Source organism: Halalkaliarchaeum sp. AArc-GB (assembly GCF_031432225.1).
Classification (GTDB): domain Archaea; phylum Halobacteriota; class Halobacteria; order Halobacteriales; family Haloferacaceae; genus Halalkaliarchaeum.
Window position 1 is genome coordinate 1 of sequence record NZ_JAVKGM010000015.1, and the last position, 26,745, is coordinate 26,745.

At 63.1% G+C, this 26,745-nt stretch carries 26 protein-coding genes and 1 tRNA gene; 10 read left to right on the forward strand and 17 right to left on the reverse strand.

The window, feature by feature from the left end; genetic code table 11:
- Positions 1–609 precede the first annotated feature (609 nt).
- Both RH858_RS12950 and RH858_RS12955 read right to left on the reverse strand, forming a co-directional pair.
- Positions 610–1,173: a hypothetical protein gene (locus RH858_RS12950; protein ID WP_310562095.1), complete on the reverse strand. Its 564-nt coding sequence runs from the start codon at positions 1,171–1,173 to the stop codon at positions 610–612.
- A gap of 497 nt (positions 1,174–1,670) precedes the next feature.
- Positions 1,671–2,780 carry a tyrosine-type recombinase/integrase gene (locus RH858_RS12955; protein WP_310562096.1) on the reverse strand — a complete coding sequence of 370 codons (1,110 nt, stop codon included), beginning with the start codon at positions 2,778–2,780 and terminating at the stop codon, positions 1,671–1,673.
- 426 nt (positions 2,781–3,206) lie between these two features.
- On the opposite strand from RH858_RS12955, the gene RH858_RS12960 reads away from it, so the two are divergent.
- A complete protein-coding gene (locus RH858_RS12960; RefSeq protein ID WP_310562097.1) occupies positions 3,207–3,524 on the forward strand; it encodes a winged helix-turn-helix transcriptional regulator in 318 nt (105 codons plus the stop codon).
- Between the two features lie 84 nt (positions 3,525–3,608).
- On the opposite strand, the gene RH858_RS12965 is transcribed toward RH858_RS12960, so the two are convergent.
- The 6 genes from RH858_RS12965 to thyA form a co-directional block, all read right to left on the reverse strand.
- Positions 3,609–4,712 carry a site-specific integrase gene (locus tag RH858_RS12965; protein ID WP_310562098.1) on the reverse strand — a complete coding sequence of 368 codons (1,104 nt, stop codon included), beginning with the start codon at positions 4,710–4,712 and terminating at the stop codon, positions 3,609–3,611.
- Positions 4,713–4,876: 164 nt separating this feature from the next.
- Positions 4,877–4,951: transfer RNA gene (locus RH858_RS12970), tRNA-Glu, on the reverse strand.
- Between the two features lie 117 nt (positions 4,952–5,068).
- Positions 5,069–6,238, reverse strand: a complete 1,170-nt coding sequence (locus RH858_RS12975) for an amidohydrolase family protein (protein ID WP_310562099.1) — start codon at positions 6,236–6,238, stop codon at positions 5,069–5,071.
- A gap of 56 nt (positions 6,239–6,294) precedes the next feature.
- A complete protein-coding gene (gene psmA / locus RH858_RS12980; RefSeq protein ID WP_259536360.1) occupies positions 6,295–7,071 on the reverse strand; it encodes an archaeal proteasome endopeptidase complex subunit alpha in 777 nt (258 codons plus the stop codon).
- A 148-nt stretch (positions 7,072–7,219) separates the two neighbouring features.
- Positions 7,220–7,720, reverse strand: coding sequence for a dihydrofolate reductase (locus RH858_RS12985; protein ID WP_259536361.1), 501 nt, complete (start codon positions 7,718–7,720; stop codon positions 7,220–7,222).
- Positions 7,717–8,745 carry a thymidylate synthase gene (gene thyA / locus RH858_RS12990; protein WP_259536362.1) on the reverse strand — a complete coding sequence of 343 codons (1,029 nt, stop codon included), beginning with the start codon at positions 8,743–8,745 and terminating at the stop codon, positions 7,717–7,719. Before thyA ends, RH858_RS12985 begins: the two co-directional genes overlap by 4 nt.
- Before the next feature lie 83 nt (positions 8,746–8,828).
- Between thyA and RH858_RS12995 the strand changes: the two genes are divergently transcribed.
- The 8 genes from RH858_RS12995 to RH858_RS13030 all read left to right on the forward strand — a co-directional run bounded on the left by RH858_RS12995 (position 8,829) and on the right by RH858_RS13030 (position 15,965).
- On the forward strand, positions 8,829–9,455 hold the full coding sequence (locus RH858_RS12995; RefSeq protein WP_259536363.1) for an MBL fold metallo-hydrolase: 627 nt from the start codon (positions 8,829–8,831) through the stop codon (positions 9,453–9,455).
- 66 nt (positions 9,456–9,521) lie between these two features.
- Entirely contained in the window at positions 9,522–11,135 is a 1,614-nt protein-coding gene (locus tag RH858_RS13000; RefSeq protein ID WP_259536364.1) for a cobyric acid synthase, read from the forward strand.
- Positions 11,132–11,821, forward strand: a complete 690-nt coding sequence (locus tag RH858_RS13005; RefSeq protein ID WP_259536365.1) for an HAD family hydrolase — start codon at positions 11,132–11,134, stop codon at positions 11,819–11,821. The genes RH858_RS13000 and RH858_RS13005 overlap by 4 nt, the downstream gene beginning before the upstream one ends.
- Positions 11,818–12,771, forward strand: coding sequence for a CobD/CbiB family cobalamin biosynthesis protein (locus RH858_RS13010; protein ID WP_259536366.1), 954 nt, complete (start codon positions 11,818–11,820; stop codon positions 12,769–12,771). The genes RH858_RS13005 and RH858_RS13010 overlap by 4 nt, the downstream gene beginning before the upstream one ends.
- Positions 12,768–13,544 carry an adenosylcobinamide-GDP ribazoletransferase gene (gene cobS / locus RH858_RS13015; protein WP_310562100.1) on the forward strand — a complete coding sequence of 259 codons (777 nt, stop codon included), beginning with the start codon at positions 12,768–12,770 and terminating at the stop codon, positions 13,542–13,544. Before RH858_RS13010 ends, cobS begins: the two co-directional genes overlap by 4 nt.
- Positions 13,529–14,152: an NTP transferase domain-containing protein gene (locus RH858_RS13020; RefSeq protein WP_259536368.1), complete on the forward strand. Its 624-nt coding sequence runs from the start codon at positions 13,529–13,531 to the stop codon at positions 14,150–14,152. Before cobS ends, RH858_RS13020 begins: the two co-directional genes overlap by 16 nt.
- On the forward strand, positions 14,153–15,244 hold the full coding sequence (locus RH858_RS13025) for an aminotransferase class I/II-fold pyridoxal phosphate-dependent enzyme (protein ID WP_259536369.1): 1,092 nt from the start codon (positions 14,153–14,155) through the stop codon (positions 15,242–15,244).
- Positions 15,237–15,965: an adenosylcobinamide amidohydrolase gene (locus tag RH858_RS13030; protein WP_259536370.1), complete on the forward strand. Its 729-nt coding sequence runs from the start codon at positions 15,237–15,239 to the stop codon at positions 15,963–15,965. Before RH858_RS13025 ends, RH858_RS13030 begins: the two co-directional genes overlap by 8 nt.
- A 5-nt stretch (positions 15,966–15,970) precedes the next feature.
- Here the strand turns inward: RH858_RS13030 and RH858_RS13035 are convergent, their stop codons facing one another.
- The 6 genes from RH858_RS13035 to RH858_RS13060 all read right to left on the reverse strand — a co-directional run bounded on the left by RH858_RS13035 (position 15,971) and on the right by RH858_RS13060 (position 21,610).
- Complete coding sequence (locus RH858_RS13035) at positions 15,971–16,342, reverse strand: DUF192 domain-containing protein (protein ID WP_259536371.1); 372 nt, start codon at positions 16,340–16,342, stop codon at positions 15,971–15,973.
- A gap of 163 nt (positions 16,343–16,505) precedes the next feature.
- Complete coding sequence (locus RH858_RS13040; RefSeq protein ID WP_259536372.1) at positions 16,506–17,252, reverse strand: phosphoglycerol geranylgeranyltransferase; 747 nt, start codon at positions 17,250–17,252, stop codon at positions 16,506–16,508.
- Positions 17,253–17,322: 70 nt separating this feature from the next.
- On the reverse strand, positions 17,323–17,541 hold the full coding sequence (locus RH858_RS13045) for a hypothetical protein (protein ID WP_259536373.1): 219 nt from the start codon (positions 17,539–17,541) through the stop codon (positions 17,323–17,325).
- 62 nt (positions 17,542–17,603) lie between these two features.
- The gene (gene gdhB / locus RH858_RS13050) at positions 17,604–18,890 is read right to left on the reverse strand and encodes a glutamate dehydrogenase GdhB (protein WP_303650973.1); all 1,287 of its coding nucleotides are present in this window, start codon (positions 18,888–18,890) and stop codon (positions 17,604–17,606) included.
- A gap of 9 nt (positions 18,891–18,899) precedes the next feature.
- The gene (locus tag RH858_RS13055) at positions 18,900–19,046 is read right to left on the reverse strand and encodes a rubrerythrin-like domain-containing protein (protein WP_259536374.1); all 147 of its coding nucleotides are present in this window, start codon (positions 19,044–19,046) and stop codon (positions 18,900–18,902) included.
- A gap of 92 nt (positions 19,047–19,138) precedes the next feature.
- Positions 19,139–21,610, reverse strand: a complete 2,472-nt coding sequence (locus RH858_RS13060) for a bacterio-opsin activator domain-containing protein (RefSeq protein WP_259536375.1) — start codon at positions 21,608–21,610, stop codon at positions 19,139–19,141.
- A 296-nt stretch (positions 21,611–21,906) separates the two neighbouring features.
- Between RH858_RS13060 and RH858_RS13065 the strand changes: the two genes are divergently transcribed.
- The gene (locus tag RH858_RS13065; protein ID WP_259536376.1) at positions 21,907–23,685 is read left to right on the forward strand and encodes a glutamate--tRNA ligase; all 1,779 of its coding nucleotides are present in this window, start codon (positions 21,907–21,909) and stop codon (positions 23,683–23,685) included.
- Between the two features lie 16 nt (positions 23,686–23,701).
- Here the strand turns inward: RH858_RS13065 and RH858_RS13070 are convergent, their stop codons facing one another.
- The 3 genes from RH858_RS13070 to RH858_RS13080 are packed head-to-tail and all read right to left on the reverse strand — an operon-like array spanning position 23,702 to position 26,734.
- Positions 23,702–24,184 (reverse strand): DUF456 domain-containing protein, encoded by a 483-nt coding sequence (locus tag RH858_RS13070; RefSeq protein WP_259536377.1) that lies wholly within the window; start codon positions 24,182–24,184, stop codon positions 23,702–23,704.
- Positions 24,181–26,475 carry a tRNA(Met) cytidine acetyltransferase TmcA gene (gene tmcA / locus RH858_RS13075; RefSeq protein ID WP_259536378.1) on the reverse strand — a complete coding sequence of 765 codons (2,295 nt, stop codon included), beginning with the start codon at positions 26,473–26,475 and terminating at the stop codon, positions 24,181–24,183. The genes RH858_RS13070 and tmcA overlap by 4 nt, the downstream gene beginning before the upstream one ends.
- Positions 26,476–26,533: 58 nt before the next feature.
- Positions 26,534–26,734: a dodecin gene (locus tag RH858_RS13080; protein WP_259536379.1), complete on the reverse strand. Its 201-nt coding sequence runs from the start codon at positions 26,732–26,734 to the stop codon at positions 26,534–26,536.
- Between the last annotated feature and the right edge of the window lie 11 nt (positions 26,735–26,745).

Below are 26,745 nucleotides of genomic sequence, written 5' to 3' on the forward strand. Positions count from 1 at the left end.
GATGTAGTTGAAGACAAATCGCTGGAGAAAAAATGCCCTATCTGTGACAAAGAATTTCGTTCTCTTGGAGCAAAGAATGGCCATATAACGAAGGTTCATGATCATTAATATTTGGGCTGGCGAAGGTGATATACCGTGGACGACTTTCAAACTGGATATACTTTTGCGAATTTAAGAGGTGGTGACGGATGAACCGTTGTAAAGGTGGAAAACGTAGAAAAGAATATGCAGGGGAGACGCTCAGGACAAGCGCCAGATCAGGATAGTCACCCACCAATGCCACCGGTTCGATCAGCCGTGTCGTAGCCGCAGCTTTCTCCGTGGACAATAGCTGTGCTTAGTCCTGGATGCGTCATAGAATCATCTGTGGAAGATTCTACAAACTACACCTTCCTAAACAGGTTCGCTTCGAGATCGTTTCTCCCGAGATACCTCGAGTAGGATTGAACTGGTTCACCACGTGGTCAGCGAGAGCGAAATTCAGCCGTTATCGGCGTGGTAGCGTGGAAAGAAAGTATCCCACCAGCTAATCATATATAATTTACAATAGATACTGCAACTATAATTACCCTAGATCAAACGGAGGTGGTTTAGTACGACGAAGAATCATCATGAAGTCTCCCCCTCACCTTCGAGGGCCGTGGTGAACTTCTTCACATCTACCCCGGCACTGTGAACACCTTCAAAATCTATCCCGAGCACCTTGTTCTCGCCGCTTTTATCCAGTTCTAAACTACCGTACTGACTCATGTCTGATGAAGATAGAGCCCAGTCGTACTCATCTGGGAGATTTTCAATAAGATCGTAAGCATACCGTCTTGAACAGCCAGTTGCGCCCTTGATCTCTTTTGCACCAACTTTCACAACAGACTGACCAGCACGCTTGTTCGCCGCAAATCGGACAATGCTTGCTACTTTTTGTTTTTTGCCTCCACTATCGCTGACGCGACCTCTGAGTCGTTGACATTCTGATTCGAGGTTGGAGATGTCTCTTTGCATTTCTTCAATCTGCTCTTCCATCTGCTTGCGACCCTGAACATTCTTATCAATAACTGACATAATGTTCTCAATTCGTCCATTGTGCTCTTCGACCATCTCGACAATTTCGATGAGAAGATTGACTAATTCGTCTCGCTGCATCGATTCTATCTCATCGCTATCAGGAAGCTCCATTACAGATCACCTCCTCCGGCTTCCATACCCTCGAACAACGAACACATTCGAAGCGTTTGCCCTGGTTAATACGAACTACAACGGCTCCATCTGCCGGACAGAAGAGCGATTCAACTGGTATCCGACGGGCCGTCATTTTTTCTCACCTTCCGTAGGAGGTCTTCGGGTGGTCACGACTTTGAGCCGATACTCATCGGATCCGTCGTGAACTTTGATACGATCACCTTCCGTTACATTTAGAGCCCGACACGCTTTGGCCCCAATGACGATATTATGAGGGGAAACAGCACTATAGTCGACAAATCCTCTATCTCTTCCAGGTCGAAGGACAATTACTCCGTCGTCATTACACACTGAGACACGATTAGCTTCGTCCGCAAGTCGGTGTCGCGCGAGTACTGGTAGTACGAAGTAAGGACTTCGTCCCTGTCTGGACTTCGTACCAACACGAACAGTTGCTGTGCCCAGATCATCTGGGGTATATGGCGACTGTTCGGTCATAGATCCTCCAGCGTGCTACTCCGAGCCTCGACGGACGAGTGATCGTACCTCTTGGTCGTATTGATCGATTTGTGTCGGAGCTGGTCACTTGCCTGACCTAGGCCCTCTTCCTCGGTCATATACGTGCCAGTTGAGTGTCGAATAGAGTACCACGTCAGATCCCGATTGTCCGTCCGAATATCCGTCTCTTGAAGCAGGCGGTCGAGCAGGTCGTTCAGAGTTTTAGAAGTGTATGGATTTGCCTGTCTGTTCAACCAGATCTCGTCCCGGCCATCGTACTTTGGCAGACTGGAACGCTGCTTGAGCCACCGTTTGTTGATCCGAGTCGTCGCCGCCGTTAGTGCGACTTTCCAGTTTTCTCGTCCTTTCGCCGATTCATCTTTTGGGATATGGATTTCCCGAGCATCAAGCCGCATCCAATCCGTCGTACTCTCTTCGACTTCGATTGGCCGCAGTGCTGCATCTAATGCTGTGAAGACAAGCGAAGGGATTTTGAGCGACTCGCGATGTGCGTTCCAGACGTCTCTCGTGATCTCCTCCTTCGGGAGTCCGGTTTTTTGAGCGAGATACTGCTTTATACGATCACGTTCGGTGGGATCAACCGACGAGTAATGCGGTAGCTGATCGATTTCTAGTGCGGCTTCACGGAGCTTCGGACGTTCGTCTCGCCGAAAGTAATCTGTCTCCCGAGAGGCCGACTCTTCGAATTGGTAGGTTGGAGTCCACGATCCACCGCCATTATCCGACCGATATTCGAAGTATTTCTCGAGCGTGTTTTGGAATTTTCGTTTACTCGATTGGCTATAGTGTTCGTCGTTGGAGCGTACAATTTGGTCCTGCTGGAGTGCTTCTTCAAGCCGATCAGCTACTTCGTGAGTGATTGGGTACGTCTTCTCCCCCTCAAGTACCCATGCGGCTCGGAGAAGTTGGTCGAATCTGGAGAGGTAGTTCTCGGTTGTTAACTTCGCGAGCCCCTCTCCTTTGTGAGGTGATTTCCCTTTATTCCGCATGAAGGAACGGAAGTCCCTCAAGTCCTGCTCAACCAAGATCTTGAGCCTTGGTCCGGCTAATTGAGCAGTCTGTTCAGTTAGAAGGCGGTCTGTCATCCGTACCACCTCCTGAAGTCTCCATGACTGCGCCTCCTTCAGATACCGAGGGGGCAATCGATCTGACGTGCACTATGCGCACGGGTACCTGTATTACTATATGTAGCCCATCGGCGGCTCGTCCGCAGACGGTGCACTCACCGCTAGTAGTTTGTGTGTGCGTTACCTCTTGTCGCTGAGGGCGTTCGAGCGCCCTCGTGGTGGCGTCTGTCATAGCGCGTACAGTGGACGCCACCTTTTCGGGTCCGTGCCTGCGGACCCGTTCTCGCAGCCCAACAGGGTCATCAATAGCCGGCAATCGGCGGCAAGTTGAGATATCAACTCCAGCAATGTAAATATAACGCCGAAGTTCGTTTTCGTGGCAACTATTATACTTCGCCGTCTAGAAAATGTAGATCAATGCTTCCCCGAAGATCGGCTGAATGGATGACCGCAACTGACGATCGTATATTGGAGATTCTGAACTCCGAAGGTCGATCAACCCCGAAAAACCTCGCCGAAACAGATTTCATCCACAGATCCCGACCTACTGTCAATCAGAGACTCCAAAAACTCGAGGAGGCTGGATTAGTCGAAAAAGAAGGCAGGGGCCTCTATAAGGTCACAGATAATGGAAGACTGTATCTAATCGGTGGATATGATGTTAGCGAGAGGGAGAAGACAATAGAAATTGAAGGAGAAGGAGCATACAATTTTGATCGTGTTAGGGTGGAGATTAGACGTATTATCAATGAGTATCTTTAGTTTGCATTGCAATAAGAAAATATTTGATATCCATTCAGATGCTTATTCGGTGATGATTACGAACAAAACTAAGGTCTTCAGGAATTATCCCATTCTATCGAGGGCGTCCCGTCGATCTTCTGCCGGGACCTGATCGTATTTCATCGTCGTCTGTGGGCTAGAATGGCGAAGTTGTGCCTGCGCTGCAGCTAAGCCTTCTTCTCGTGTCATGTACGTCCCTACTGAGTGTCTAATCGCGTACCAACTGAGGTCCCGATCTTCGGTATCAATATCCGTAAGGTTACAAAGCCGAGTCAGAAGATGCTTCAAGGCGCGTGAGCGGTACTCATTCCCTTGTCGTGTGAGCCACAGTGCATCCGAATTATCGTACAGAGGGATCGTGTCTCGTTGTTCTATCCATTTATCCAATACGTCGGCTGTTCTTGCCTGGAGGCTCACGATCCAGTTGTCCCTGTTTTTCGAACTCTCTTCCTTCGGGATACGGAGCACATTATTGTCGACGTCTACCCATGACGGTGTCGCTCGAGCTACCTCGATTGGTCGTAATCCAGCATCCAAGCTTGCGAAGACTAATGATGGGATCTTCCACCCGTTGGCACGATCCCAATCGTCAGGCGTAACCTCCGATTTGGGTTTCTCGAAGCGCTGAGCTAAATAGATCCGCCAGCGCTCGCGTTCTTCGGGTGTAAGACTATTATACGATGGAATCGATCCATATTCGAGAGCAGCTTCACGAATTTTACTTCGTTCCTCACGAGTCAGAAAATCTCTCGGCTGGGACGAACCACCAGAATTGAAGCGGATATCTGGCTCCCACTCATCGAGTCCATGCTTGTGATGTCTCCACTTCAGCAACATCTGTACTGCCTTCTGGCAGTTATCTTTGTGGGCGTTGCTCTTCTCCTCGTATGCCAATTCCTGCATCCACCCATCCGCATGCTCGTGAGTTACATCAGCGACATATCGTCCTTCTTGCTCCCAGACCCACCGATAGAACATGTCCATCCGGTATGCTCTAGCCCGCACTGTCTCGAAGGCATACCCATTGACTTTGTCTGGATTCTTCCCGAACGTGAGCAACCACTTGAGACAGTCCTCACGTTGGGACCGATAGTCAGATAGCTGACGTTCGTTGAGCAATTCCTCGCTTGGTTCCGTGACTACCGTGATACCGTCCAGATCGGTCATGATTGCCCCCTGAATCTTACATCGAATGTAATTGCCGGGGCAACAACATGAACCGCAAGACGGCGTCGGGGTAACACGGCTTCGATTACGTGTTTGCCCTGTGGCATCGTATTCACCTGAGGTTAGCCACGGACCAAAACCGCAAGACGAGAAAGGGAATGGGATGCTCCGACGGGGATTTGAACCCCGGTCATTGCCTCGAGAGGGCAATATGATTGGCCGGACTACACTATCGGAGCGTCCACGTTCTCTCGAACGCAATAGCGAGTAGCGATGTGACCCCTAAAACGCTTCCGTTTCGCCGCCGCCGTGCGATCCGTCACCACCGTTCCACCGCGGTCGACCCCGCTCGACTCTCACCTGATCTTCGATCCATCCTTATAAACTGCCGTCGGTGACTGCCACGCCGTGGCATCCGTGTTCGGATCCGCATCCAACACCACCAGATCCGCACGATACTCCGACTCCACGCGCCCAACGTCGTCGAGCCCCAGTAGCTCCGCCGCGTTGACGGTCGCCGCCTCCAGCGCCGTCTCGGGGGCCATCCCGTACTCGACCATGTACGATAGCTCTCCCGGGATGTCCCCGAAGTAGTTGAACGGCGTCCCGGCGTCGGTGCCCATCGCCACCCGAACGCCCGCAGACAGTGCGTTCTCGAAGGCACTCTCGAACGCCTCGGCCGCCTCCTCGGCCTTCGCGACAGCCTCCTCGGGAATGCCCGCCTCGACGCCGTGCTCGACGATCCCCCGCAGAGCGCTCGCGGTCGGAACCCAGTAGGTTCCCCGATCGGCCATCAGTTCCGCCGTCTCGCGACTCATGAAGGTCCCGTGCTCGATGCTCGTGATCCCCGCCCGGACGGCGTTTTCGATCCCGCGGTCGCCGTGGGCGTGGGCGGCCGTCGGGACGCCCTTCGCGCTCGCCGTCTCCACGAGCGCCTCGAGCTCTTCGGGGGTCAGCTCCGGGGCGCCAGTCTGGGCGCCGCTTGTCAACACGCCGCCGGTCGCCATGCACTTGATTACCTCTGCGCCGGCCTTGAGCTGCTCACGGACGGCCTTCCGGATCTCTGCCGGACCGTCGGCCTCCCGCCCGAACCAGTAGCCGTGTCCGCCGGTCATCACGACGTTTTCGCCTGCGGCCACCACCCTCGGCCCCTCGATCGTGCCCTCGGCGACGGCCGTTGCAGCGTCGACCGCCAGCGTCTCCCGCGAGCCGAGGTCCCGAACTACGGTCACACCCGCCGAAACCGCCGTCCGCAGGTTCTCGGCTGTGCGGTAGGAAGCCATGTACGCCGTGTCGTCGAGGTACTCCTCGACGTCCGGACGGCCGTCCATCGGCAGGTGGACGTGACTGTCGATCAGCCCCGGCGCAATATACTCGCCGGAGACGTCTGTCACTCGCTCGGCGTTCGCTTCCTCGAGTGCGGGGTCGTCCGTACCGACCGCCGAAATCTGTCCGTCTTCGATCGCGACGTCGGCACGCCGTGTTCCGGACGCGTCCGCCACGTGGCCGCCACACAGAAGGTGCATACTCGCGAGTCGACTCCCGGAATCGTAAAATCACCGCAGCCGGCGGAACGGGCCGGTTATTCCGCGCTGTCGTCCTCGTCGTCGTCGGTCGCGTCGCCGTCGCCTGTGTCCTCGTCGTCTCCCAGGATCCGATCGAGCACGTCCGCGACGTCTTCGACTGGACAGTGGCGGTAGCCGTCCTCGGGCGTCACCGTCACCAGGTTCACGTGCTCTGCCTCGAGCTCCTCCGACCGGACCTGCAGCGCCCGAATCGCGAGTTCGATTCCGTCTTCGAGCGTGAGTTCCTCGTCCCACTCCTCCTCGAGGAGCGACTGGATCTCGCTTCTGTCGGCGCCGATGACGGTCGCGCGCCACTCGTGTGGCGTCCCCGAGGGATCGGCGCTGAACAGCCGGGGACGGCCGTCCTCGATGCCGCCGATCAGAAGGGCAGCCCCGAACGGCCGGGTACCACCCATCTGGGTGTTCTCCTGGATGTAGTCGGTGACGTGTTTCGTCAACGCTTCGACGCCGACCGGCTCGCCGTATCGCAGCTGGTTCCCCTGGGCGAACCGCCGTGCGTAGTCGATCAGGTTCCGAGCGTCGGCGACGTGGCCGGCGTTGGTCGTCCCCACGTGGTCGTCCAGCTTGTGGAGCTTCTCGATGCTCTCGGCCTCCATCAGCTCCGAGGAGGGCTGTGCCAGCGCCGCCAGGACGACCCCTTCGGGGGTCCGGATCCCGACGCTCGGCGCACCGCGCGAGACTGCCTCGCGGGCGTATTCGACCTGATAGATCCGTCCGTCGGGCGAGAACAGCGACGTTCCGCGATCGTACGCCTGCTGGTCGTTGCCCCTCATCGTCGGTCCTCCCGGGTCGTCGGCGACAGTGATCCGGCCGTCTGTTCGGTCATCGCGCACGGCTATGGCTGCCGCGGGGAAAAACCCTCGCGAATCGGCACGACTCCCGTCCGGCCCTGCTGTCGTCTCCGGAGCCGGTCTGCACTCGCTACGACCGGCGTTCGTACGTCACGAACGAGAACGCTTCCCTGTCGTCCCGTTGGACCTCCCGCCAGTCCTCCCGGTCCCACGACGGGAACCGTGTGTCTCCCTCGTGTGACTCGTGGATCTCTGTCAGCTCCATTCGGGTCGAAAGCGGGCGGAACGCTTCATATACTGTCGCTCCGCCGGCGACGAACACCTCCGAGACGCCCATCTCCTCGGCCGCCGCCTCGGCGAGTTCGACCGCCTCGTCGACCGACTCCGCGAGGAGAACCTCGCCGGGGACGTCCGGGTCCGATCGCGAGAGGACGACGTTCCGCCGGTCGGGAAGCGGCCCACCGAGCCTGGCTTCGATCCCCTCGTATGTTCGACGGCCGAGTACCACCGGATGGCCGGTGGTAAGGCGCTTGAACCGACGGAGATCCTCGGGATACTCCCACGGGATCCCGCCCTCGTCGCCGATGACGCCGTTTTCTGCCACCGCGGCGATCAACGTGAACGTCGTCATTCTGCGACCGCGAAGTCGATGCCCGGTTCCGGGTCGTAGTCACGCAGATTGATGTCCTCGAAGCCCAACTCCTCGAGGGGTTTGTCCGCGATCTCGATCTCCGGACGGGCGTTCGGCTCGCGGGTGAGCTGTTCGAGCAGCCCGGGGACGTGATCGTACCCCTCTTCGTCGGGCGCTTCCGTCGGTGCCTCCGACTCGATCCACGCGTTGAGCTCCGCGTAGTCGGCCGCCCGGTCGGCGTCGGCGAGGCGCCGTTGCAACTCCGGCAGGTTCTGGGCGTACCACTCTCCTCGATTCCCTTGCCCGCAGTAGACGTGGGCGTCGACGATCGTGTGACCGAACTCCCCGAGTTCGAACCCGGTACGCTGGGCGATCGCGTTCGCGAGCAGCGAGTAGGCGGCGATGTTGAAGGGCACTCCCAGCGCGATGTCGCCGGAGCGTTGCATCAGCTGACAGTGGAGCTTCCCGCCCTGAACGTTGAGGACGAACGTGTAGTGACACGGCGGCAGCGTCGACACCGCCGCGTTGGCGGGGTGCCACGCGTTGACCACGTAGCGCCGCGAGTGTGGGTCCTCCAGGAGTCCGTCCAGCACGTACTGGATCTGATCGAACGTCCGCCGGACGCCCGTTCCCGACTCCGTCTCGACGGTGATCCACGGGTTGTCGTCGTCCGGCCACGACTCCCCCGGGAGCTGGCCCGCAGCTTCGGGGACGGGGTACCGTCGCCAGAACCGGCCGTAGGCGGTGTCGAGAGCCCCGTCCTCGTCGGCCCAGGCGTCCCAGATCCCTGTTTCCTCCGAGAGGTTCCGGACGTGTTCTTCCCCCGAGAGATACCACAGGACCTCGTGTATCAGCGAGTTCCAGCGGTAGCCGTCGAGTTTCTTGGTCGTGAGCAGAGGATACCCCGAGGCGAGGTCGATCGTGTAATGCTGGCTAAACGACGCGATCGTGTCGACGCCGGTTCGGTTCGGTTTGTACGTTCCGGTCGCGAGAGCGTCTTCGACGAGATCGAGGTACTGTTGCATGGCTCGGTTGTCGGTGGAGACGACCGGGGCCAGATACAAATAGATGCAGATAATTGAACTACCGACCCTCCGTAGGGAGAGCCATGATCCGTAACCTGGCAGCCGGCGTGCAGGCGTTCACGAGCAACGCGTTTCTCGTGGTGGGCGACCGGACAGTACTGGTCGACACCGGCGCCAACTTCGACATCGTCCCCCGAATCCGCCGAGAACTCGAGGAGCGAACAGTTGATGGGGACGACGGCGTCGACAGGGGTGGATCGACGACGCTCGACGCCGTCGTGCTCACCCACACTCACCCCGATCACGTCGGCAACGTTCCGGAGGTGAAAGAGGCGTTCGACGTCGAGACGTGGGGGTTCGACACCGACCAGCCCGCCACCGACAATCCGATCGAAGACGAGGAAACCGTTCGACTGGGCGATCACGACTACCTTGCGGTCCACACGCCGGGGCACAAAAACGATCACCTCTGTTTTTACGCCCGCGAACCGGGAATCCTCTTCGCGGGAGACCTCGTGTTTCAGAACGGTGGATTCGGCCGAACCGATCTCGCAGAGGGCGACCGAGGAAAACTGATCGAGAGCATCGACCGAATCCACGCGCTCGTCGGCGACGACGTCGCCGAGATGCACGTCGGTCACGGGCCGAGCCTCACCCGAAACCCGTCCCACGACGTGGAACTCGCCCGCCAGGCGGCCCGGATGGGATAACCACCTTCTCGGGATTCGAACCGGATCCCGTACGTTCTTGTCGGACCACGACAGACGGACGGACAAGTGACCCGAACGATCCTCGTCGCCGGTACGGCGTCACACGTCGGGAAAAGCACTGTCGTTGCCGGCCTCTGTCGTCATCTCGCCGATCGCGGGTTCGACGTCGCGCCGTACAAAGCACAGAACATGTCGAACAACGCGCGTGCGGTCCCGAAGGCGACGGCTCCCCGTCCGGTGGACCGCGATGGTGCGACGGATTCCGACGACATGCCGGAACGTGACGGGAACGCCTTCGGCGAGATCGGCGTCTCCCAGTACGTCCAGGCGCGGGCCGCCCGTATCCATCCGACGACCGATCACAACCCGGTCCTTTTGAAGCCCCACGCCGAGGGCGCCTCCCAGCTGGTCGTCGACGGCGACGCGGTCGCGACGCTCGCGGCCGGAGAGTACTACAGCGACTACTGGGATCGCGCCCTGGAGGCCGCCAGCCGAGCACACGGACGGCTCGCGGCCGATCACGAGGTGATCGTCGCGGAGGGGGCCGGCAGCGTCGGCGAACCCAATCTGCGGGATCGCGATCTCGCGAACGTCGAAACCGCGCGCTTCGCCGACGCCGACGTGGTGCTCGTGGCCGACATCGAACGCGGCGGTGCGTTCGCGAGCGTCGTCGGCACTCTCGAACTCGCGCCCGATGACGTAACCGACCGGATTGCTGGCGTCGTCATCAGCAAGTTCAGAGGCGACCGGGAGATCCTGGAACCGGCGATCGAGGAGCTGGAGGAACGCACAGGCGTCCCCGTATTGGGTGTCCTGCCCTACGACGATCCCGGTCTCCCCGAGGAAGACAGCGTCTCCCTGCCGGCGGTCGGCGAGCGCGCCGTCATCGGCGACGACGACGGCGTCCCCGAGCACCGAACCGTACAGGTTGGTGTCCCGCGGCTCCCTCGGGCCTCGAACATGACCGATCTGGGGCCGCTGGCTCGAGAGCCCGGCGTCCGGGTGGTCTACCTCCCGCTTTCCGCGTCGCTCGACGGGATCGACGGCCTCGTACTCTCGGGGACGAAAAACACCGTCGACGACCTTATCGCCCTCGAATCCGCCGGCATGGTCGAGGAGATCGCCGACTTCGAAGGCCCGATCGTCGGCCTCTGTGGCGGCTACCAGCAGCTCGGCGAGCGCATCCTGAACGCGGACGTCGAGGGGACCAGGGGCGAAACCGAACTCGAGGGGATCGGTCGGCTCCCCGTCGAGACGCGATTTTCCACCGAGAAACACGTCGAGGCCGTCGAGCGAACGCTCGCGCCGACGGCCGCACTCGGCGGCGCGACGGGGACCGTCTCCGGCTACGAGATCCACATGGGGGACACCGCGCTCCGGGAGAGCAAAGGGAGTTCGACGGACGATATCGACCGGCCGGTCGGCCCGACGAGCGCGGCGATGGATGACGTACTCGGGACGTATCTCCATGGGCTGTTCGAAAACGAAACCGCCCGTCGGGGCTTTCTGACGGCAGTCTTCGAGGCGGCCGGTCGACGACCGCCCGAGGCTGCCGGAAGCGACGCCGGCGTACCCGACCCGTACGACGCAGCCGCCGAGCTCGTCGCCTCGAACCTGGATCTCTCGCCGCTGAAGCTGTCGCCGGAGAAGCGACCTTCCCGGGAGGGAAAATACCCGTGAGCGACGATCGGTCGATCGCGATCACGTTCGATCTCTTTGGAACTCTCGTGTCGGCTTCCCGCCCGGACGATCCGGCGGAGGCCCTCGCGGAGGAACTCCGGACGCGGGACGTCTCCGTTCCAGAGAACTGGGAGGAACTGTACGCCACTCCGCAGGTCGACATCGAGCCGGGTCGGGAGCTCTCGCTTCCCGACCACGTTCGAGCGGCGCTCGAGGAGTCCGGGGTGGACACAGACTCCCCGGGGCAAAGCAGGCGCCCTGACGGGCCGGGATCTGGCGAAGCGGACGTCGTCACTGAGGCAGTTCGTGCCGCGTTCGACCGCCGAGTGAATCGTCGGGATGGAGCCGGGACAGCGATCGAGGCGGCATCTCGGAGGGGACGGGTTGGCCTGCTCTCGAACTGCTCGGTACCGGGACTGGTCGACCGGACGCTCGAACGGGTCGCGCTCGACGGTCGGTTCGACGCCGTTCTCGCGAGCGTCGACGTCGGCTACCGCAAACCGGACCGACGGGCCTTCCAGGCCGCCGCCGACCGTCTCGGTGTCGACGTGACGGATCTCGTCCACGTCGGTGACAATCCGGAAACGGACGGCGGGATCGAGGACGTCGGTGGGATCGCAATCCTGCTCGAGAACGTGTCGCTTTCGGCAGTGCCGGATCGGCTCTCGGAGGTGCGGATCCAGTGATCGAGCTCGCGTCACCGGCGAGTGTTCCCGCGGCCGTTTCCGTCGGCGTCTCGGCCGCCCTCGCGGTCGCGATCGCGTTCCTCCTCGATACGACCGTCGGAGAGCCGCCGAAACGGCTGCATCCGGTCGCCTGGTTCGGGCTGGCCGTCGCGGCGGTGGATCGCGAGTGGAGGCGTCCCCGAGTGGTCGGAACGCTCGCGTTGGGACTTCCCCTGGGGGCCGCGGCGATAGTGTGGGCGGTCGTCTCCGTCGCGCCGGGTCCAGCAGAAGCACTGGTCGCCGGGCTCGTCCTGTTCGTGACGCTCAGCCGTCGGCTGCTCCGCTCGGAGGCGCGGGCGGTCATCGCCGCAAGCGAGTCGGATCCCGCCGCAGCGCGCGAGCGACTTCCCGCACTCGCCGGGCGCGATCCGGAGTCGCTCGCCCCCGAGGAACTTCGCAGCGCTGCTGTCGAAAGCGCCGCGGAGAACCTCGCGGACGGTCTCGTCGCCCCGCTTGCGGCCTTTGCGGTCGGCGCCCTCGTCTCGCTTCCGGTTGCCGCGGCGGCCGCCGCCTGGGTGAAAGGGGTCAACACGCTCGACTCGATGCTGGGCTACCGGTCGAAAGCCGTCGGCGGGCCGAGCGCACGTCTCGACGACCTCGTGATGGCGGTTCCAGCGCGGGCGAGTGCAGTGTTAATTGCAGGTGTTGCGCTGGATCCCGCAGCGATCCGTCGGGCCGCTGGCTGGGCACGAACGCCCCCGTCGCCGAACTCGGGCTGGCCGATGGCGGCGCTGTCGGCCGCCATCGACGTCAGGCTCGAAAAGCCCGGATCGTACGTTCTCAACCCCGACGCGGCGTTTCCCGACGTCGGCTGCGGACTCGAGGGAGTCCGACTCGTCGACCGGGCCGCGATCGCGTCGTTTTTGCTTTCGGGCGGCTGGGTGTTGGGTCTGGGAGGTGTCCTCGGGTGACTGACGGACTGTTGCCCGCAGTCCGGGGGGCGATCGGGTTCCTCTCTCGGATCCCGATCGGCAGGGAGACCCGGGACTGGGAGGCGTTCGAACGCACGCCGACGGCGTTCCCGCTCTCGGGGTACGTCATCGGTGCGCTGATCGGCCTGCCGGTCGCCGTCGTCGCCGCGGCCGGGGTTCCCGCCGCGAGCGTGGCGGTCGTCGGACTGCTTGCCGTGTACGCGGTTGCAGGGATCAACAACCTGGACGGCTTGCTGGATCTCGGCGACGCGGCAGTCGTCCACGGCGAGCCGGACGAACGGGTCGCGGTTCTGAAGGACACCACCGTCGGCGTCGGCGCGATCGCGGTCGCCGTTGCCGCGCTCGTCGCGCTCGCGTTCGGATTTTACGGGCTCGGACGCGTCGGCTCCACAGCAGTGTTCGCTGTCGTGATCGCCACCGAAGTCGGCGCGAAGCTGTCGATGGCGGCAGTCGCCTGCGTCGGCACAGCCAGACACGACGGGCTCGGATCGGCGTTCACGACGAATGCGGACCGCAGCGACCTGGCGGTTCCGGTACTCGTGTCGCTACCGATCGTCGCGGTGGGTGCTCCCGTCGGGGCTGTTGTCCCCGTCGCCGCCGCACTCCTCGGCGCGTTTCTGGGAGGCGGATTCCTGGCGGCCTGGGCGAACCGCCTGCTCGGCGGCGTCAACGGCGACGTGTTCGGTGCGGCGAACGAAATCGCCCGTCTCGCCGGACTCCACGTGGGGGTGATCGCGTGGACGCTCTCGTGATGTGTGGCGGGCAGGGAACCCGCCTCGAATCGGACACTGAAAAACCCCTGGTGCCGATTTGCGGCGTTCCAATGGTGGATCGGGTCCGGGAGGCCCTCCGGAACAGTCGCGTCGATCGGGTGTACGCTGTCGTGTCGCCACATGCACCGGAGACCACCGCTCACCTCGACGGCGAGCTCCCGTGCATCGAGACGCCGGGGAACGGCTACGTCTCCGACCTTCAGACTGCGCTCCAGGCGGGACCGGTCGAACCCCCAGTACTCACGGCCGTTGCCGATCTGCCGTTGCTCGCATCCCAACCAGTGAACCAGCTGATCGCACACGCCCGGGAAGACCCTCGAAACAGGAACGTCGACGAACGCCCCGAAGGCGGCTTTCGCGTGCGATCGGCCACGACCGTCGTTCCGGCTGCACTCAAACGGGAACTCGAAGCGAGCATCGACGGCGACACCCCCTGGATACCGGCGGGGCTCAACGTGGTCGCAGCGACCGAAACCGAACGGGAGGACAGTCTCTTCTACAGCTGGGACGCACGGCTCGCAGTGAACGTGAACCGCAAACGCGACGTACGCGTGGCCGAACGTCTTTGTACGGTGGAGGAACCGTAGATGGATCCACACTCGATCGACGGCGTCGAACGCGCGACCCACGGCGGAACCGAGCGGGATGACCTGCTGGATTTCAGCGCCAACACGAACCCCAACACCCCTGCGGGAACCCGTGCGGTTTACGAGGCCGCGTTCGACGACGCCCGCAGATATCCCGACGACGGATACGACGCGTTCAGGCGGGCCGCAGCCGGCTTCCTCGAGCGGTTTCACGGCGAGGAAGAATCGGGTTCCGGCGACGCGTCCTCCGGCGACGTCGACCCCGAGGACGTCGTCGTGACACCGGGCGGGCTGGCCGCGATCAGACTTGCCGTCTCCGTTACCGTCTCGCCCGGCGACGAAGTCCTGATTCCAGCACCGAGTTTCGCCGAATACGAGCGTGAAGTCCGACTTCAGGGGGCAACACCTGAGTTTTACGGTCAGGACGAACTCCTCGGATTGGATCCGGAGCCGTACCCATTGGCCGTCGTCTGTACGCCGAACAACCCGACTGGGGAGCTTCCCGATCCCGATCGCCTGCGGGAGTTCACACACCGGTGTCGGCGCGCAGGGACGGTCCTCCTGGCCGACGAGGCGTTCCTCGGCTACCTGGATGCCCCGTCGCTTGCGGGCACGGAGGGCACCGTCGTCGCTCGATCGCTGACCAAACTGTTCGGCCTCCCGGGGATCAGGGTCGGCTACGCGGTCGCGACTGGCTGCCTCCGCGACCGGCTCGAAACAGCGAGGCGGCCCTGGAACCTCTCGACGCCGGCCGCCCGCGTGGGAACCCACTGTCTCACCGCCGACCGCCGGGGTGATCGGTTCGTCGAAGCGACCCGCGAGTCGGTCGCACTCGAACGGAAACGGATCCAGAAACGGCTCTCTACGGCGTTTGAGGTCGTCTCACCGCCGTCATCGGAGCCTGCAGCGCCGTACGTCCTGTTCGACGTCAGCCCGTCGGGACGGACCGTCGAGGAAGTCGTCGAAACCGCCCGCGATCGGGGCGTCGAGATCCGGGACGCGAGGAGTTTCCGCGGACTCGATTCCCACGTACGGGTTGCGATAAAAGGGTCCGACGCGAACGACCGGATGCTGGAGGCGTTGAATGTTTGAGACCAGCCTCACTGGTAGGGTCCTCGCGATCCGGCGACCGGAAACCGTCTGGTTGTCCACCGGCTGGCGCGGCGGGAGACGCGTCGCGGACGCCGCCTACAGCGTCACTGTTCCGGAGGGCTGGCATCCCGACGACCTCGCTGTCGACGTCGCCGACCGGTTGTCCGAGCCGGGAGTCGCCGACCTCCCGGCCGACGAGATCGGGCGAGCGGCACCGATACTCCTGACGGGAGTCGACGCCGAGAACGCACGCGGAGCCAGGCTGGGACCGGTGGAGGCGTACGCGACAGCGGGCGTGTCGAACCTCGCGGAGCTACCGATGGATCCGGAGGGCACCGAACTTCCGGACACTGGAAACGAGGACCGTCCGATCGGAACGGTCAATCTCGTGGTCGGGACCACCGCCGCACTCTCGAAGGGGGCGCTCGCCAACCTGGTGGCGGTTGCCGCCGAGGCGAAAGCGGCGACGCTGCTGTCTGCAATCGGCGCGCCCGGAACGACCAGCGACGCGATCGTCGTCGCCTGCGATCCGTCCGGCCCGGAGACGACGTTTTCGGGGAGCGCGACCGTCGTCGGCAACGCGGCGCGCGCCTGCGTTCGGGAGGCGGTCCGGGCCAGCCTGGCTGCCCGATACGACGAGAACCCGCCGCCGACCGCGGTCGATCGCGCCGAGTACGGCGTCGTGACCGACGATCGGGCCGAGGTTTTCTCGCCCGAGTAGCCGAGCTAGCCGTCGTTTTCCTCGATGAGCTCGATCGTGTCGCCCGGGTTCACGTCGGCGGCCGTCCCGGCCGGCAACTCGAGTATCGTGTCTGCGGTTGCCCGTGCGAACCCGATCCAGGGACGGAGTCGCTCGACGCGGATCACCTCGGGACCTGTGAGCCAGACCGCGTCGATCGGGAACGGAACGAACAGCATGTGAAGCGTTCGCGTGTCCGGACGGTCGAACCGAAACACGAGGGCGTAGTCGTCGGGGATCGACCGGCGAAACATCAACCCTCTGGCCTGTTGGAGCGTCGTGTCGGCACGGTCGATTGCGGTGGCCAGTGTCCGTTCCTCGCGTGCGTCCGGCGGACCGCGACGATGAACGAGTCGCACGTTCTGGGCTCCTCCAGCGATCACTTAACAGTTGTTGGCAATGTGATTTACTTTAGTTAGCTCGGAACGCGTAAACTGGCGTTCCGAACTCGATTACCGCGGATTCGTATATAAACCTGAGTCATATTGCCAACTACTGTTAACTGTACCTCGTCGCAATCGTTCACTCGGCGTCCGGGCCCGTCGCGTCGACGGCCGTCGATTCCGCGTGAGCGTCTTTCACGCCCTCGACAGTGTCGCGCACCGCATCGACCCCTTCCTCGTGGAGGAGATCCCCGACGACGACGACGTCCGCGTGTTTCCCCATACGGTAGGCGTCGTCGTAGTCGGCGATTCCGCCCCCATAAAACAGCGTCGCAGTATCGAGCGCGTCAGCGGCCGCAGACACCACGTCGGGGTCCCCGAGCGTCCCGGAGTACTCGAGATAGACGATCTCTTGACCGAACAGTTTCTCGGCGACTGCGGCGAAGGAGGCGACGTCTTCTGGGGCCTGGTCGCAGTCGGCGTCGGTGTATTCAGCTACTGCCGAGTCGGGGTTCAAGACGACGTACGCCTCGGTGTGGGTGCGATCCCAATCGAGCCCGTTTTCGATCCGGACCCACTCCTTGTGGGCGCCGGTGATCCAGAAGCTGTCCTCTGCATTGAACACCGTCGGGATCAGGTAGCCGTCCAGTGCCGGCGAGTCGATGACCACCGACGGGTTCGACGGCTCCTGATACAGCGGAACGTCGTGTCGGGAACACGCTTCGATTACCCGCTGCATCTTCTCTTCGGTTATCCCGCGCGTACCGCCGATCTCGATGGCGTCGGTGCCGGTCCGACAGACGTCCGCGAACGTCTCCCCCGCCACAAGATCCTTGTCGGGATCGACTTTCAGTACGTGGTCCCAGCCGTCCCACGGTGCACTCATTGAACTGCTATTGTCCCCCAGGGGGTTAAAAAGGGTCCGATAGGGATAGCTCGGGGTGCCGCGGTCGGACTCACAGTTCGCCGGCGAGACGTTTTGCAACGGCTCGCGCTTCTTCGGGTCGGTCGACGTGGTGTCTCGGCGCCCGCTTCGTCGCGACGTCCCGACCGCAGCCGTCTTCCGGATCACACGTCACGGAGATCTGCCAGCCGGTAGAGTCCTCGAGGTATCGGTAGTACAACGCTGAACCACACCGATTACAGGTCGCCGACGGGTGACGTCGAAGCACCATCGCGCCGGGATGGAGCCGGCTTCGGACTTAAGCGTTCGTGCGTCAGTCGCTCGAACGCTCGTTCAGGGCCACAGTCCCCGGGTCTCTTTGGCGGCGCCGATCCGTTCGAGCGCGACGACGTACGCTGCGTCCCGCCAGCTCACGTCGCCGGCCTCGACCTCCTCGCGGACCGAATCCCACGCCGAGAGCATCTCCGACTCGAGCTCGTTGTACACGCGCTCTTTCGACCACTTCCGGCGGTTGATGTCCTGGAGCCACTCGAAGTACGACACCGTAACTCCGCCGGCGTTGGCGAGTATGTCCGGGATCACCGGAATCCCCCGCTCTTCGAGCACTCGATCCGCGCCGGAGGTCGTGGGACCGTTCGCCCCTTCGACGACGACGTCCGCCTGGATCCGGTCGGCGTTCTCGAGAGAGAGTACGTTGCCGATTGCCGCCGGAATCACCACGTCAACGTCCAGTTCCAGCAGTTCCTCGTTCGTGACGGTGTTGGGCGCGTCCTGACGCATCACCGCTTCCGGTTCCTCTTCGTGTGACGGCACCGTTCGGGTGTCGAGGCCGTCGGGATCGTAGATCCCCCCGTTTACGTCGCTTACAGCCACGACTGTTGCGCCCCAGTCGTCGAGGAGCCGGGCGGCGTTAGCTCCGACGCTACCGTACCCTTGAACCGCGACGCTGGTCTCGCGGATGTCCATGTCGTAGTAGTCTATCGCCTCCCGGGCGATAATCGCGACGCTGCGTCCCGGCGCCTCTTCCCGACCGTGGCTCCCGCCGATGACGGGCGGTTTTCCGGTGACGACGCCGGGGGCAGTCTCGCCTTCCTGCATACTGTAGGCGTCCATGAACCACGCCATCGTCTTGCCGTCCGTCCCCATGTCGGGGGCGGCAATGTCCTTGTGAGGGCCGACTTCGTCGCGGATCTCTTCTGCGAATCGGCGGGTGAGTCGCTCCTTTTCGCGCGTCGACAGCTCCTTCGGGTTCACGACCACGCCACCTTTCGCACCGCCGAACGGGATGTCCATCACGGCGCACTTCCAGGTCATCCACATTGCCAGTCCGACACACTCGTCGGCGGTGACGTCGGGATGATACCTGAGCCCACCCTTGTACGGGCCGCGGACGTCGTCGTGTTGTGCACGATAGCCCGTAAACACGTCGACGGTGCCGTCGTCTCGTTTGATCGGTACCGAGACCTCCACGACACGGGTCGGATGGTTGAGTCGCTCGATTACGCCAGGATCGACGTCGACGTGGGCAGCCGCCTCGTGCAGCTGACGTCTGGCGGTTTCGAGTGCAGTTTCGTTTTCTGAATCTTCACCTGTAGCTTCCATCAGTGCTTTCTGAGACATGGAGGGTAATTACTCGAACGGTGTCGCTCGGTTGCGCATCGGCGCTGCACACTCCGGACAGTCGCCCGGATAGCTCGCCGCGGTGACGGTCTGGCCGCAGTTCGGACATTCGTACTCCGAGCGCCCGTCGACGTCGTAGGCTGCGTCGCGACACATTGGTACAAATTTGGGTACGAACTACCTGCAGATAGGTGAGTTGGGTGAACTGTAAACCACCCTTCGGAACGAAGGGGTTTACTATTCAACTTCTATTCAACTGTTATATACTCGTCCCCGCTGTCGAACAGCGACGTGAACAGTTTGTCCTGGACCCGACGGACGTGGTTGTAAAACGCGGTGTGTGAGATGTCCAGCGTGTCCGCGATCTCGCGGCCGGAGACGTTCCTGTTCGGTTCGAAGAAGCCGCTGTGATAGGCCACGCGGGCGACCTCCTCCTGCCTCGCGGTCAACAGCGCGCCGACGTCGTGGTCGGTGTCTCTGGACCGGAGCTGCTTTTGGCGTGCGGTCAGTTCTACCTCCGCAAACTGTGTGGAGAGCAGTTCGTCCACCGATCGCGACGTCGCCGCGTCCGGGACGTCGACGACCAGATCGAGCGCTTCCGGCGTGGCCGTGAGTGTCCGGCGGGTCGCACCGTGGTTCGCCAGCAGCGAGGTCACGAACGGCTCGTCGACCGTCAGGCTGACGAGTCCTCCCTCCCCCGACTCCCGAATCACTTCACAGTCTCGGACGGAAACGAGTTCGGTGGCCTCCGCAGCGACCGCCTCCGGGCTGGCCCCCTCGACGTCGACGAACACCACCGTGCTCTCGTCGGTGCGGGTCACCTCGCTTCGGACTTCCAGACGACAGTCCAGTGCCGTCGCCAGCCGCGAGAGGATCGATGCCGGATCCTCGAGCCGGTAAGAGAGCCTGAAGACGGTGTCGCTTTGAAGCGCTTCCTTCCGCTGGACGTCGTTGATGGCGGAGCCGATCGTGGCTCCCAGCTCCTCGAACACCGACCGAACAGTGTCGCTAAAGGAGTCCGGCTCGTCGTCGTAGACGGTTAGCGTCCCGAACAATACGTCGTCGTACATCAACGGAACCGACATAATCGAGTCGAACTGCCGAGACACAGCCTGCTTGCACCAGTCGGCCTCCTGGAGAACGTCCGCGACGTTCGGTACAACCGTCGTCGATCGGTTCCGTGCGGTCTGGAGTGTCGGTTCCTGGATCTCCATATCCTCCTGGACGGACAGCGAGATGTCGTCGAGATATCCGCTTCCGTCGCCGGCCCACTCTCGGGGACGGAGGTGACGATCGCGTGCGGTTGCCTCCCCGATCCACACGAAGGTGAAGCGGTCGCTCGTGGCCAGCCGCTCGCAGACGCCGCGTTCGATCTCGGCTCTGGAGTCGGCGTTGACCAGGATCCGGTCGATCTCCCGAATAATCTCGTTGAGGCGGTTCGCTTCCGTCAGACGGCGGTTCCGCTTTTTGAGTGTTTCGTCCCGTTCTCGGAGCTGCGTTTCCCGCTCCAGGCGATCGAACGCCGCCTCCGTCGTGGCCGCAAGCAGCTCGGCGATCTCTTCGTCGACGTCGGCGAGCTCTGCCTCCCCCGTGGCGGCTGCCAGCAGAACACCGTGATCATCCAGTGGGACGGCAACGACCCCCGACAGGGTCCCGAGCAGGCTGTCCGGGAGGTCGCTTTTGTCCACGTCCGATCGCGTAGTCCTCCGGCCGTCCACGTACGCCCGGCTGATGCAGGTCTCCTGGTCGAGACTCACGTCGGGAAGCGATCCGGCCGCCAGCAAGAGCGGCTGTGACACTGCCATCGGGTACAGGACGTTTTCCTCCCTGTCGAACCGATACAGAGCGACGCCACCGTTCGAAAGCGCCGTGGTCGCGTCCTTCGCCACCCGGGTCGCGATCTCGGCTTTCGTCTCGGCGTACAGCAGTTCTCGGCTCGTCTCCTGTAGCTGCGTCAGTGCGGTCTCGCGCTGTTTCCGTTTGGTTATATCCCGACAGCTGTACAGCGTCGTTCCCCCCTGGATCGACACCTGCCGGACGTTCACGAGCAGTGCGTGCTCGTCGCCGTCCTTGTCGGTCGCGGTACATTCGAGGTTCGTGAGCACACCCTCGGACTCCAATCGTTCCCGGTCGAAGAGATCGCCGCCGAGGAGCGCATCGATCGTTCCGAACTCGTGAATTTCCTCGACGGTGTAACCGAAGATGAAGTGAACGTTCGGACAGACGTACGTGAACTCCCCTTCGTCGTTCGTCACGAGGATCGTCTCCGTCATGTTCGTGAGCGTGACTCGATGGAGCTGCTCGGACTGTCGAAGCTCCCGTTCGAGACGCTCGCGTTCGGCCTGCAGTGAGCCCTGGACGAGAATACGACCGCCGTCCGATCGGGAGCCGTCACCGATCGGCTGGAATCTGAACTCGAGTTTCGTTTCGGCGTCGGCAGGATCACCGCCGTTCGGTCGGGGTGCGATCGTCGCCTCGACGTTCGCGTACTCGCCGTCCGCCGCGTCGGTGACCGCGTGCTGGAGCCGTCTTCGGGTTTCGACGTCACCCTGCCACGGGAGCGCCCAGAACCGCTTTCCCTCGAGGTGTTCCCGGGATGCGTTCAGACGGCCGGTCGCGGCGTCGTTGATCTCGCGGACGGTCCCGTCGGCGTCGAGGATCGCGACGAACCGGTCCGGATCCTCGAACAGCGAACCGACGACGCCCTCGCCCGTTTCCATAGTCGAACGAAGTAGTCTCGGAGCGAAAAACCTGTCTCTCGTTCCGATCCCCGACACTGTCAGCCACGTCCTCGACTTGTATTTCCCTTAAAACCCGGGGATCGTTCACGCTGCAAGCCGTTTTTGGTCGGCAACACCGGGTCAAAAACGACGACCGCCTTTTTCCTGTGGCGTCCGTAGCGGACGTTGCCCCTACCCGGGTGTGCTCTCGACGGAGCGCGTCATCGGATCCGGGCGTCCGCAGATTGGGGCGTCTTCGGATCCCTTTTTACTGCGCCCAGGCGAAGCCTCCGTCAATGGACGAAACTCTGAAACAGCGCGTTCGAACAGAGGCGAAACGACACGCCCTGTTTAACGCCCTCAAACACGGCAACGACCCGGACGTCGGAGCGATTATGGGGCCGCTCATGGGCGAGAATCCCGACTTCAGGCCACACGGCGACGAGATCCCCGGCGTCGTCGCCGGCGTCGTCGAGGAGGTCGCGGGGCTTTCCGAGACCGAACGACGGGATCGGCTGGCCGAACTCGCCCCCGAGATGATCGCGGAACTCGAGGCCGACGAAGAGGACGACGATAACGTTCTGCCGGAACTGCCCGACGCCGAGCAGGGTGCGGTCGTCATGCGCGCGGCGCCGAACCCCAACGGGCCGTGGCATCTCGGACACGCCCGCATGCCCGCCGTGATCGGCACGTACAAAGACCGGTACGACGGGGAGTTCATCTGCCGGTTCGACGACACCGACCCGGAGACGAAACGGCCGGATCTCGACGCCTACGACGCGATTCTCGAAGACATCGACTATCTCGGCTTCGAGCCGGATCGGGTACTCAAAGCCAGCGACCGCCTGGAGACGTACTACGAGCACGCACGAGAGCTGATCGAGCTCGGCGGGGCGTACACCTGTGACCTGCCCGCCGAGGAGTTCTCCGAGCTGAAAAACGCCGGCGAACCCTCACCCAACCGCGACAAAGAGCCCGAAACGGTGCGGGAAGAGTTCGAGGCAATGGTCGACGGGGAGTACGCATCCGGAGAGATGGTCCTTCGGGTCAAAACCGACATCGAACACAAGAACCCGGCCCTGCGCGACTGGGTCGCGTTCCGGATCATCGACACCCCCCACCCCCGAACGGAGGCGGCCGACTACCGGTGCTGGCCGATGCTCGATTTCCAGTCGGGGATCGACGACCATCTCACGGGCGTCACCCACATCATCCGCGGGATCGACCTCCAGGATTCGGCGAAGCGTCAACGGTTCGTGTACGACTACTTCGGGTGGGAGTACCCCGAGGTCCTCCACTGGGGACACGTCCAGCTCGACGAGTACGAGGTGAAGCTGTCGACCTCGACGATCAAGGAGCTGATCGACGAGGGGAAACTGACCGGCTGGGACGACCCGCGCGCGCCCACGCTCGCGTCGGTTCGGCGTCGAGGGATCCGCGGCGAGGCGATCGTGGAGGCGATGATCGGACTCGGAATGTCCACCGCCGACGTCGATCTCGCGATGTCGACGGTGTACGCGAACAATCGCGAACTCGTCGACGACGAAGCGAACCGTTACTTCCTGGTTCGAGATCGGGAGGGGAAACCCGCCGTCGAGGTTCCAGTGCGGAGACCTGCCGGTGTGGCCGATTCCGGGAGTCCAGCCGTCGGCACGCCACCGCTACATCCGGACCACGAGGACCGTGGTCGGCGGGAGATTCCAGTCGGGGATGCCGTGCTACTCGAAAGCGACGACCTTCCGGCCGACGGCGAGCGAACGTGGCTGAAGGGGTTCGGCTGCGTTCGCTACGAGGCTGCAGACGCCGACGCGAGTGCGGAAACGGGCGTGTTCGTCCCCACAGGCGACGACATCGACGCCGTCCGGGAAGAGGGCGTCCCCGTGGTCCACTGGGTTCCAGCCGACGGCGGAATCGACGTCCGAATGCGGACGCCCGACGGCGACGTCCGTGGCGTCGCGGAACCGGATTTCGCGGCAGCTGACGTCGACGAGGTGATCCAGTTCGAACGTGTCGGGTTCGTTCGTGTCGACGGGTCCGGTGACGGGGAGTCGGTCGTCTACTACGCACACCCCTGAACTCCGAGCCACACACTCAAAACAGAACGACGAAGACGACGAACCCGACGAGCACCGACAGCGTGAGCAACAACTGTACGCCGGTGGAGGCGAGAATTCCGGCCAGCGTATACAGCGCGCGCCGGAACGCGATCTCCGGCGGGGCCTCCTCGAGCAACTCCGCGAGAAAGACCACCGCGACGATTCCGATCACGATCCCGACCGGTCCGGCGACGAAAAACAAAACGAGTCCGGCGAGCACGGCGGCGACCGTCGTTCGGTTCGACGCGCCGGTGGCCTTCGCCGCGATGGCGCCGCCGAACTGTTCGACGACAGTCGCGATCACGGCGACGACGACGAGACTGAACAAAACAAGCGGGCCGATCGGCTCGGTGCCAAACAGCCAGTAGACGAGCACCCCCGCAAGGGAGAACAGCCCCGAGGGGACAAGCGGGACGACGCTGCCGACCACTCCCGCGATCAACAGCACGAGCGCCACGAGGAGCGCGATCTCGATCATTCGTACCGGCTCCGTTCCTCGCGGGCGGCGTCTCCACCGAAGCGTTCGACGAGTGGTCGATACGCCCGTCCGAGCGCGCGCAAGCACTCCCCCCGGGAGTGGTAGCCCAGTTCGTCTGCGAGCGTTTCGGCCGGTGCCCCCTGGAGCACCTTCCGAACCAGCAGTCGCTTTTCGTCGGGGGTGAGGCTCCGGACGTCACCGTCCGTCGACTGTCCCTCGAGGTCGGGTTCCAGCAGTCCCGCCGTCGCGAGCTCCCGGAACGCCCCCGGCGCGGCGGTGTACATCCCCGGCCCGTAGGCGGCGCTCGCGATGACCCGCCAGTCCCGCTCGGAGAGACGCTCGGCGGCTGTCTCCGGATCCGCGGGGCAGGCACCGATCGCGAGTCGGGCGACCTCGGGGTCGAGATCCGCGAGCGCGTCCGAGAGGAGATCACGCATTCGATCCCGGAAGTAGCCGGCGTGACGAGCCGCAAGTTTCCGTCCGTCGGGCCCGGTCGGGGAAAGCATGAGCGCGGAGTACTCCCCACTCGAATCGTTCCTGGTGGTCGAGACGTGGACGGTACCGTAGCTGTTGTCCGCCCAGAAGCGGAGCAGTTCCGGCGTCGCACCGTAACCGACCCCGAGATACTCGATCCCGTTACGGGAGCCGAGCCGCTCGTGCAGTTCCGTTAGCAGCCTGGAGCCGAGTCCACGGGATCGCACGGCGTGGTGGGTCGCGATCCGGGCGATCCGGTAGCCCGTCGGGGCACTCGCCTCAGGATCGCGGAGCTGGCTCGTCAACACGTCCGGAAGCATGTTGCCCCGGATCCGTTCGCCCAGATAGGTCCGCTGCCGGGTCGCCTCATCGAGGCCGCCCTCCCGGGCGAGAAGCGCCACCGACGCCACGTGCCCGTCCGACAAAAGCGCGTGCACTGAGAGGTTCGGCGCGTCCAGCAGTCGCGCGAGGTCGTTCGGCTCCGTCCGGTAGTGGGCGGTCACGAGTAGCCCGAACGCCTCCCCGAGGAGGTGCTCGTCGGCGGCGAGCTCTCCGGGAGATAGCTCCCGATAGGCGCACGTTTCGGGGGTGGCGTCCGCCACGGCCGGCTCTACCGCCGGGCTCGCGTCGAGCAGCAGCGCCCGGAACACCCACGACTCGACGGGATCGCCGGGGGCGTACCGGATCGGCTCCGTCATCGCAAGCTCCGTGACCTGGAGGCCGGATTCGGCCAAGCGCTCGCGGAACCGCACGGAGAACCCCCGGCCAGATCCCTCGTAGCCGTGGACGGTGGTGCAGAATCCGACTGCGGGCGCCCCGAGCAGCCGTTCCAGCGTGCGGACCGGGAGTGCGGCCGCCTCGTCGACGAACACGACGTCCGGATCGCCGGGCAACGTGACCGCGTCGGCGGGAACCGCAAACCGGACGTCGCCCGCGGTGGCTCCCGGATCGTCTCCCAGTTCGTCGGTGACCGTCCGGGCCCGGGCGAACAGTTCGTCGGCGTGTTTCCTGGTGGGTGCCGTGACCAGGACGTCGCGGCCGTCGGACGCGAGCGCACCGGCGGCCAGCCCGGCTGCGCTGGATTTTCCCCGCCCGCGGTCGGCCTCCAGCACGACCGCGTTTCCGGGTTCGCGGAGTCGCTGGAACGCCGTGACTGCCCGTACCTGATCGCGGGTCAGACACCGGTCGTACACCGGGGTCGGAAACGTCGCTTCCGGAGGGGGCTCCGGCGACCGGCGTTTCGGTGCGTTCGGTGGATCGGTCGTTCCCTCGCGGACGATCCGAATCGCGTCGCCGCCACCCGCGTCGACGTCGACGATCCCGACTCCCGGATGCTCGCGCAGGGTAGCGACGAGCCGGGACCGGAACCGTCCACCGACGTCGTCGACCGCGAACGGGGGGACGGCCATCGATTCGTCGAACGCGTCCCTGCGACGGGACCAGTCTGCAAGCGGCGGGGTCAACAGGACGAACAGCCCGCCGCCGTCGACGACCCCCGCGACCTGTCCGAGCACGTTCGGGGTGAACCCTTCGTGACAGTCAAGCAGAACGATCGATCGAGTCCGTCCCAGCAGCTCGTCGGCGCGTTCCGGCGCGTAACGTTCGAAACGGTGCCCGGATCGCGAGGAGACGACGGTCACGGTCGCGTCATCGCCGTTGTCGGAGTTCTCCGTCCGACTGGCGCCAAGGACGGCGTCGATCGCGTCGAATGCGGCGTCGAATCCCGCCTCTCGGTCGCCTGCGATCACGAGGAGGCGTCGCTGGTTTGCCCGGGTTGCCTTCAGGTGCAGCCGGCGAGCGAGTGCGGTGACGCTCATGGGAAAGAGTACGGAAGAAAACGGGAAGGTCGTTGCGACTCGACACCGACGCAACCGGTCAGTCTTCCAGTTCGAACGCGACTTCGACTTCAGCCTGGTACTGCCTGTCCTCGACGCTGGCTATCTCGACGCCGAACTCTTTTACTTCTGCCCAGTAGACGTTGTCCAGCGTTGCCTTCGCCCGATCGATGGCGTCGTCCGCGGCGGCGTCGAAGCTTTCGTCGCTTTTCCCGATCAGCGTGATCTTCTTGTAAACCATGGCGATCGCTA

Bases quoted from the DNA above. Each gene is read 5' to 3' on its own strand.
- RH858_RS12950 (WP_310562095.1), bottom strand. From the start codon at position 1,173: ATGGAGCTTCCTGATAGCGATGAGATAGAATCGATGCAGCGAGACGAA.
- RH858_RS12955 (WP_310562096.1), bottom strand. From the start codon at position 2,780: ATGACAGACCGCCTTCTAACTGAACAGACTGCTCAATTAGCCGGACCA.
- RH858_RS12960 (WP_310562097.1), top strand. From the start codon at position 3,207: ATGACCGCAACTGACGATCGTATATTGGAGATTCTGAACTCCGAAGGT.
- RH858_RS12965 (WP_310562098.1), bottom strand. From the start codon at position 4,712: ATGACCGATCTGGACGGTATCACGGTAGTCACGGAACCAAGCGAGGAA.
- RH858_RS12975 (WP_310562099.1), bottom strand. From the start codon at position 6,238: ATGCACCTTCTGTGTGGCGGCCACGTGGCGGACGCGTCCGGAACACGG.
- psmA (WP_259536360.1), bottom strand. From the start codon at position 7,071: ATGAGGGGCAACGACCAGCAGGCGTACGATCGCGGAACGTCGCTGTTC.
- RH858_RS12985 (WP_259536361.1), bottom strand. From the start codon at position 7,720: ATGACGACGTTCACGTTGATCGCCGCGGTGGCAGAAAACGGCGTCATC.
- thyA (WP_259536362.1), bottom strand. From the start codon at position 8,745: ATGCAACAGTACCTCGATCTCGTCGAAGACGCTCTCGCGACCGGAACG.
- RH858_RS12995 (WP_259536363.1), top strand. From the start codon at position 8,829: ATGATCCGTAACCTGGCAGCCGGCGTGCAGGCGTTCACGAGCAACGCG.
- RH858_RS13025 (WP_259536369.1), top strand. From the start codon at position 14,153: ATGGATCCACACTCGATCGACGGCGTCGAACGCGCGACCCACGGCGGA.
- RH858_RS13030 (WP_259536370.1), top strand. From the start codon at position 15,237: ATGTTTGAGACCAGCCTCACTGGTAGGGTCCTCGCGATCCGGCGACCG.
- RH858_RS13040 (WP_259536372.1), bottom strand. From the start codon at position 17,252: ATGAGTGCACCGTGGGACGGCTGGGACCACGTACTGAAAGTCGATCCC.
- RH858_RS13045 (WP_259536373.1), bottom strand. From the start codon at position 17,541: ATGGTGCTTCGACGTCACCCGTCGGCGACCTGTAATCGGTGTGGTTCA.
- gdhB (WP_303650973.1), bottom strand. From the start codon at position 18,890: ATGTCTCAGAAAGCACTGATGGAAGCTACAGGTGAAGATTCAGAAAAC.
- RH858_RS13055 (WP_259536374.1), bottom strand. From the start codon at position 19,046: ATGTGTCGCGACGCAGCCTACGACGTCGACGGGCGCTCGGAGTACGAA.
- RH858_RS13060 (WP_259536375.1), bottom strand. From the start codon at position 21,610: ATGGAAACGGGCGAGGGCGTCGTCGGTTCGCTGTTCGAGGATCCGGAC.
- RH858_RS13065 (WP_259536376.1), top strand. From the start codon at position 21,907: ATGGACGAAACTCTGAAACAGCGCGTTCGAACAGAGGCGAAACGACAC.
- RH858_RS13070 (WP_259536377.1), bottom strand. From the start codon at position 24,184: ATGATCGAGATCGCGCTCCTCGTGGCGCTCGTGCTGTTGATCGCGGGA.
- tmcA (WP_259536378.1), bottom strand. From the start codon at position 26,475: ATGAGCGTCACCGCACTCGCTCGCCGGCTGCACCTGAAGGCAACCCGG.
- RH858_RS13080 (WP_259536379.1), bottom strand. From the start codon at position 26,734: ATGGTTTACAAGAAGATCACGCTGATCGGGAAAAGCGACGAAAGCTTC.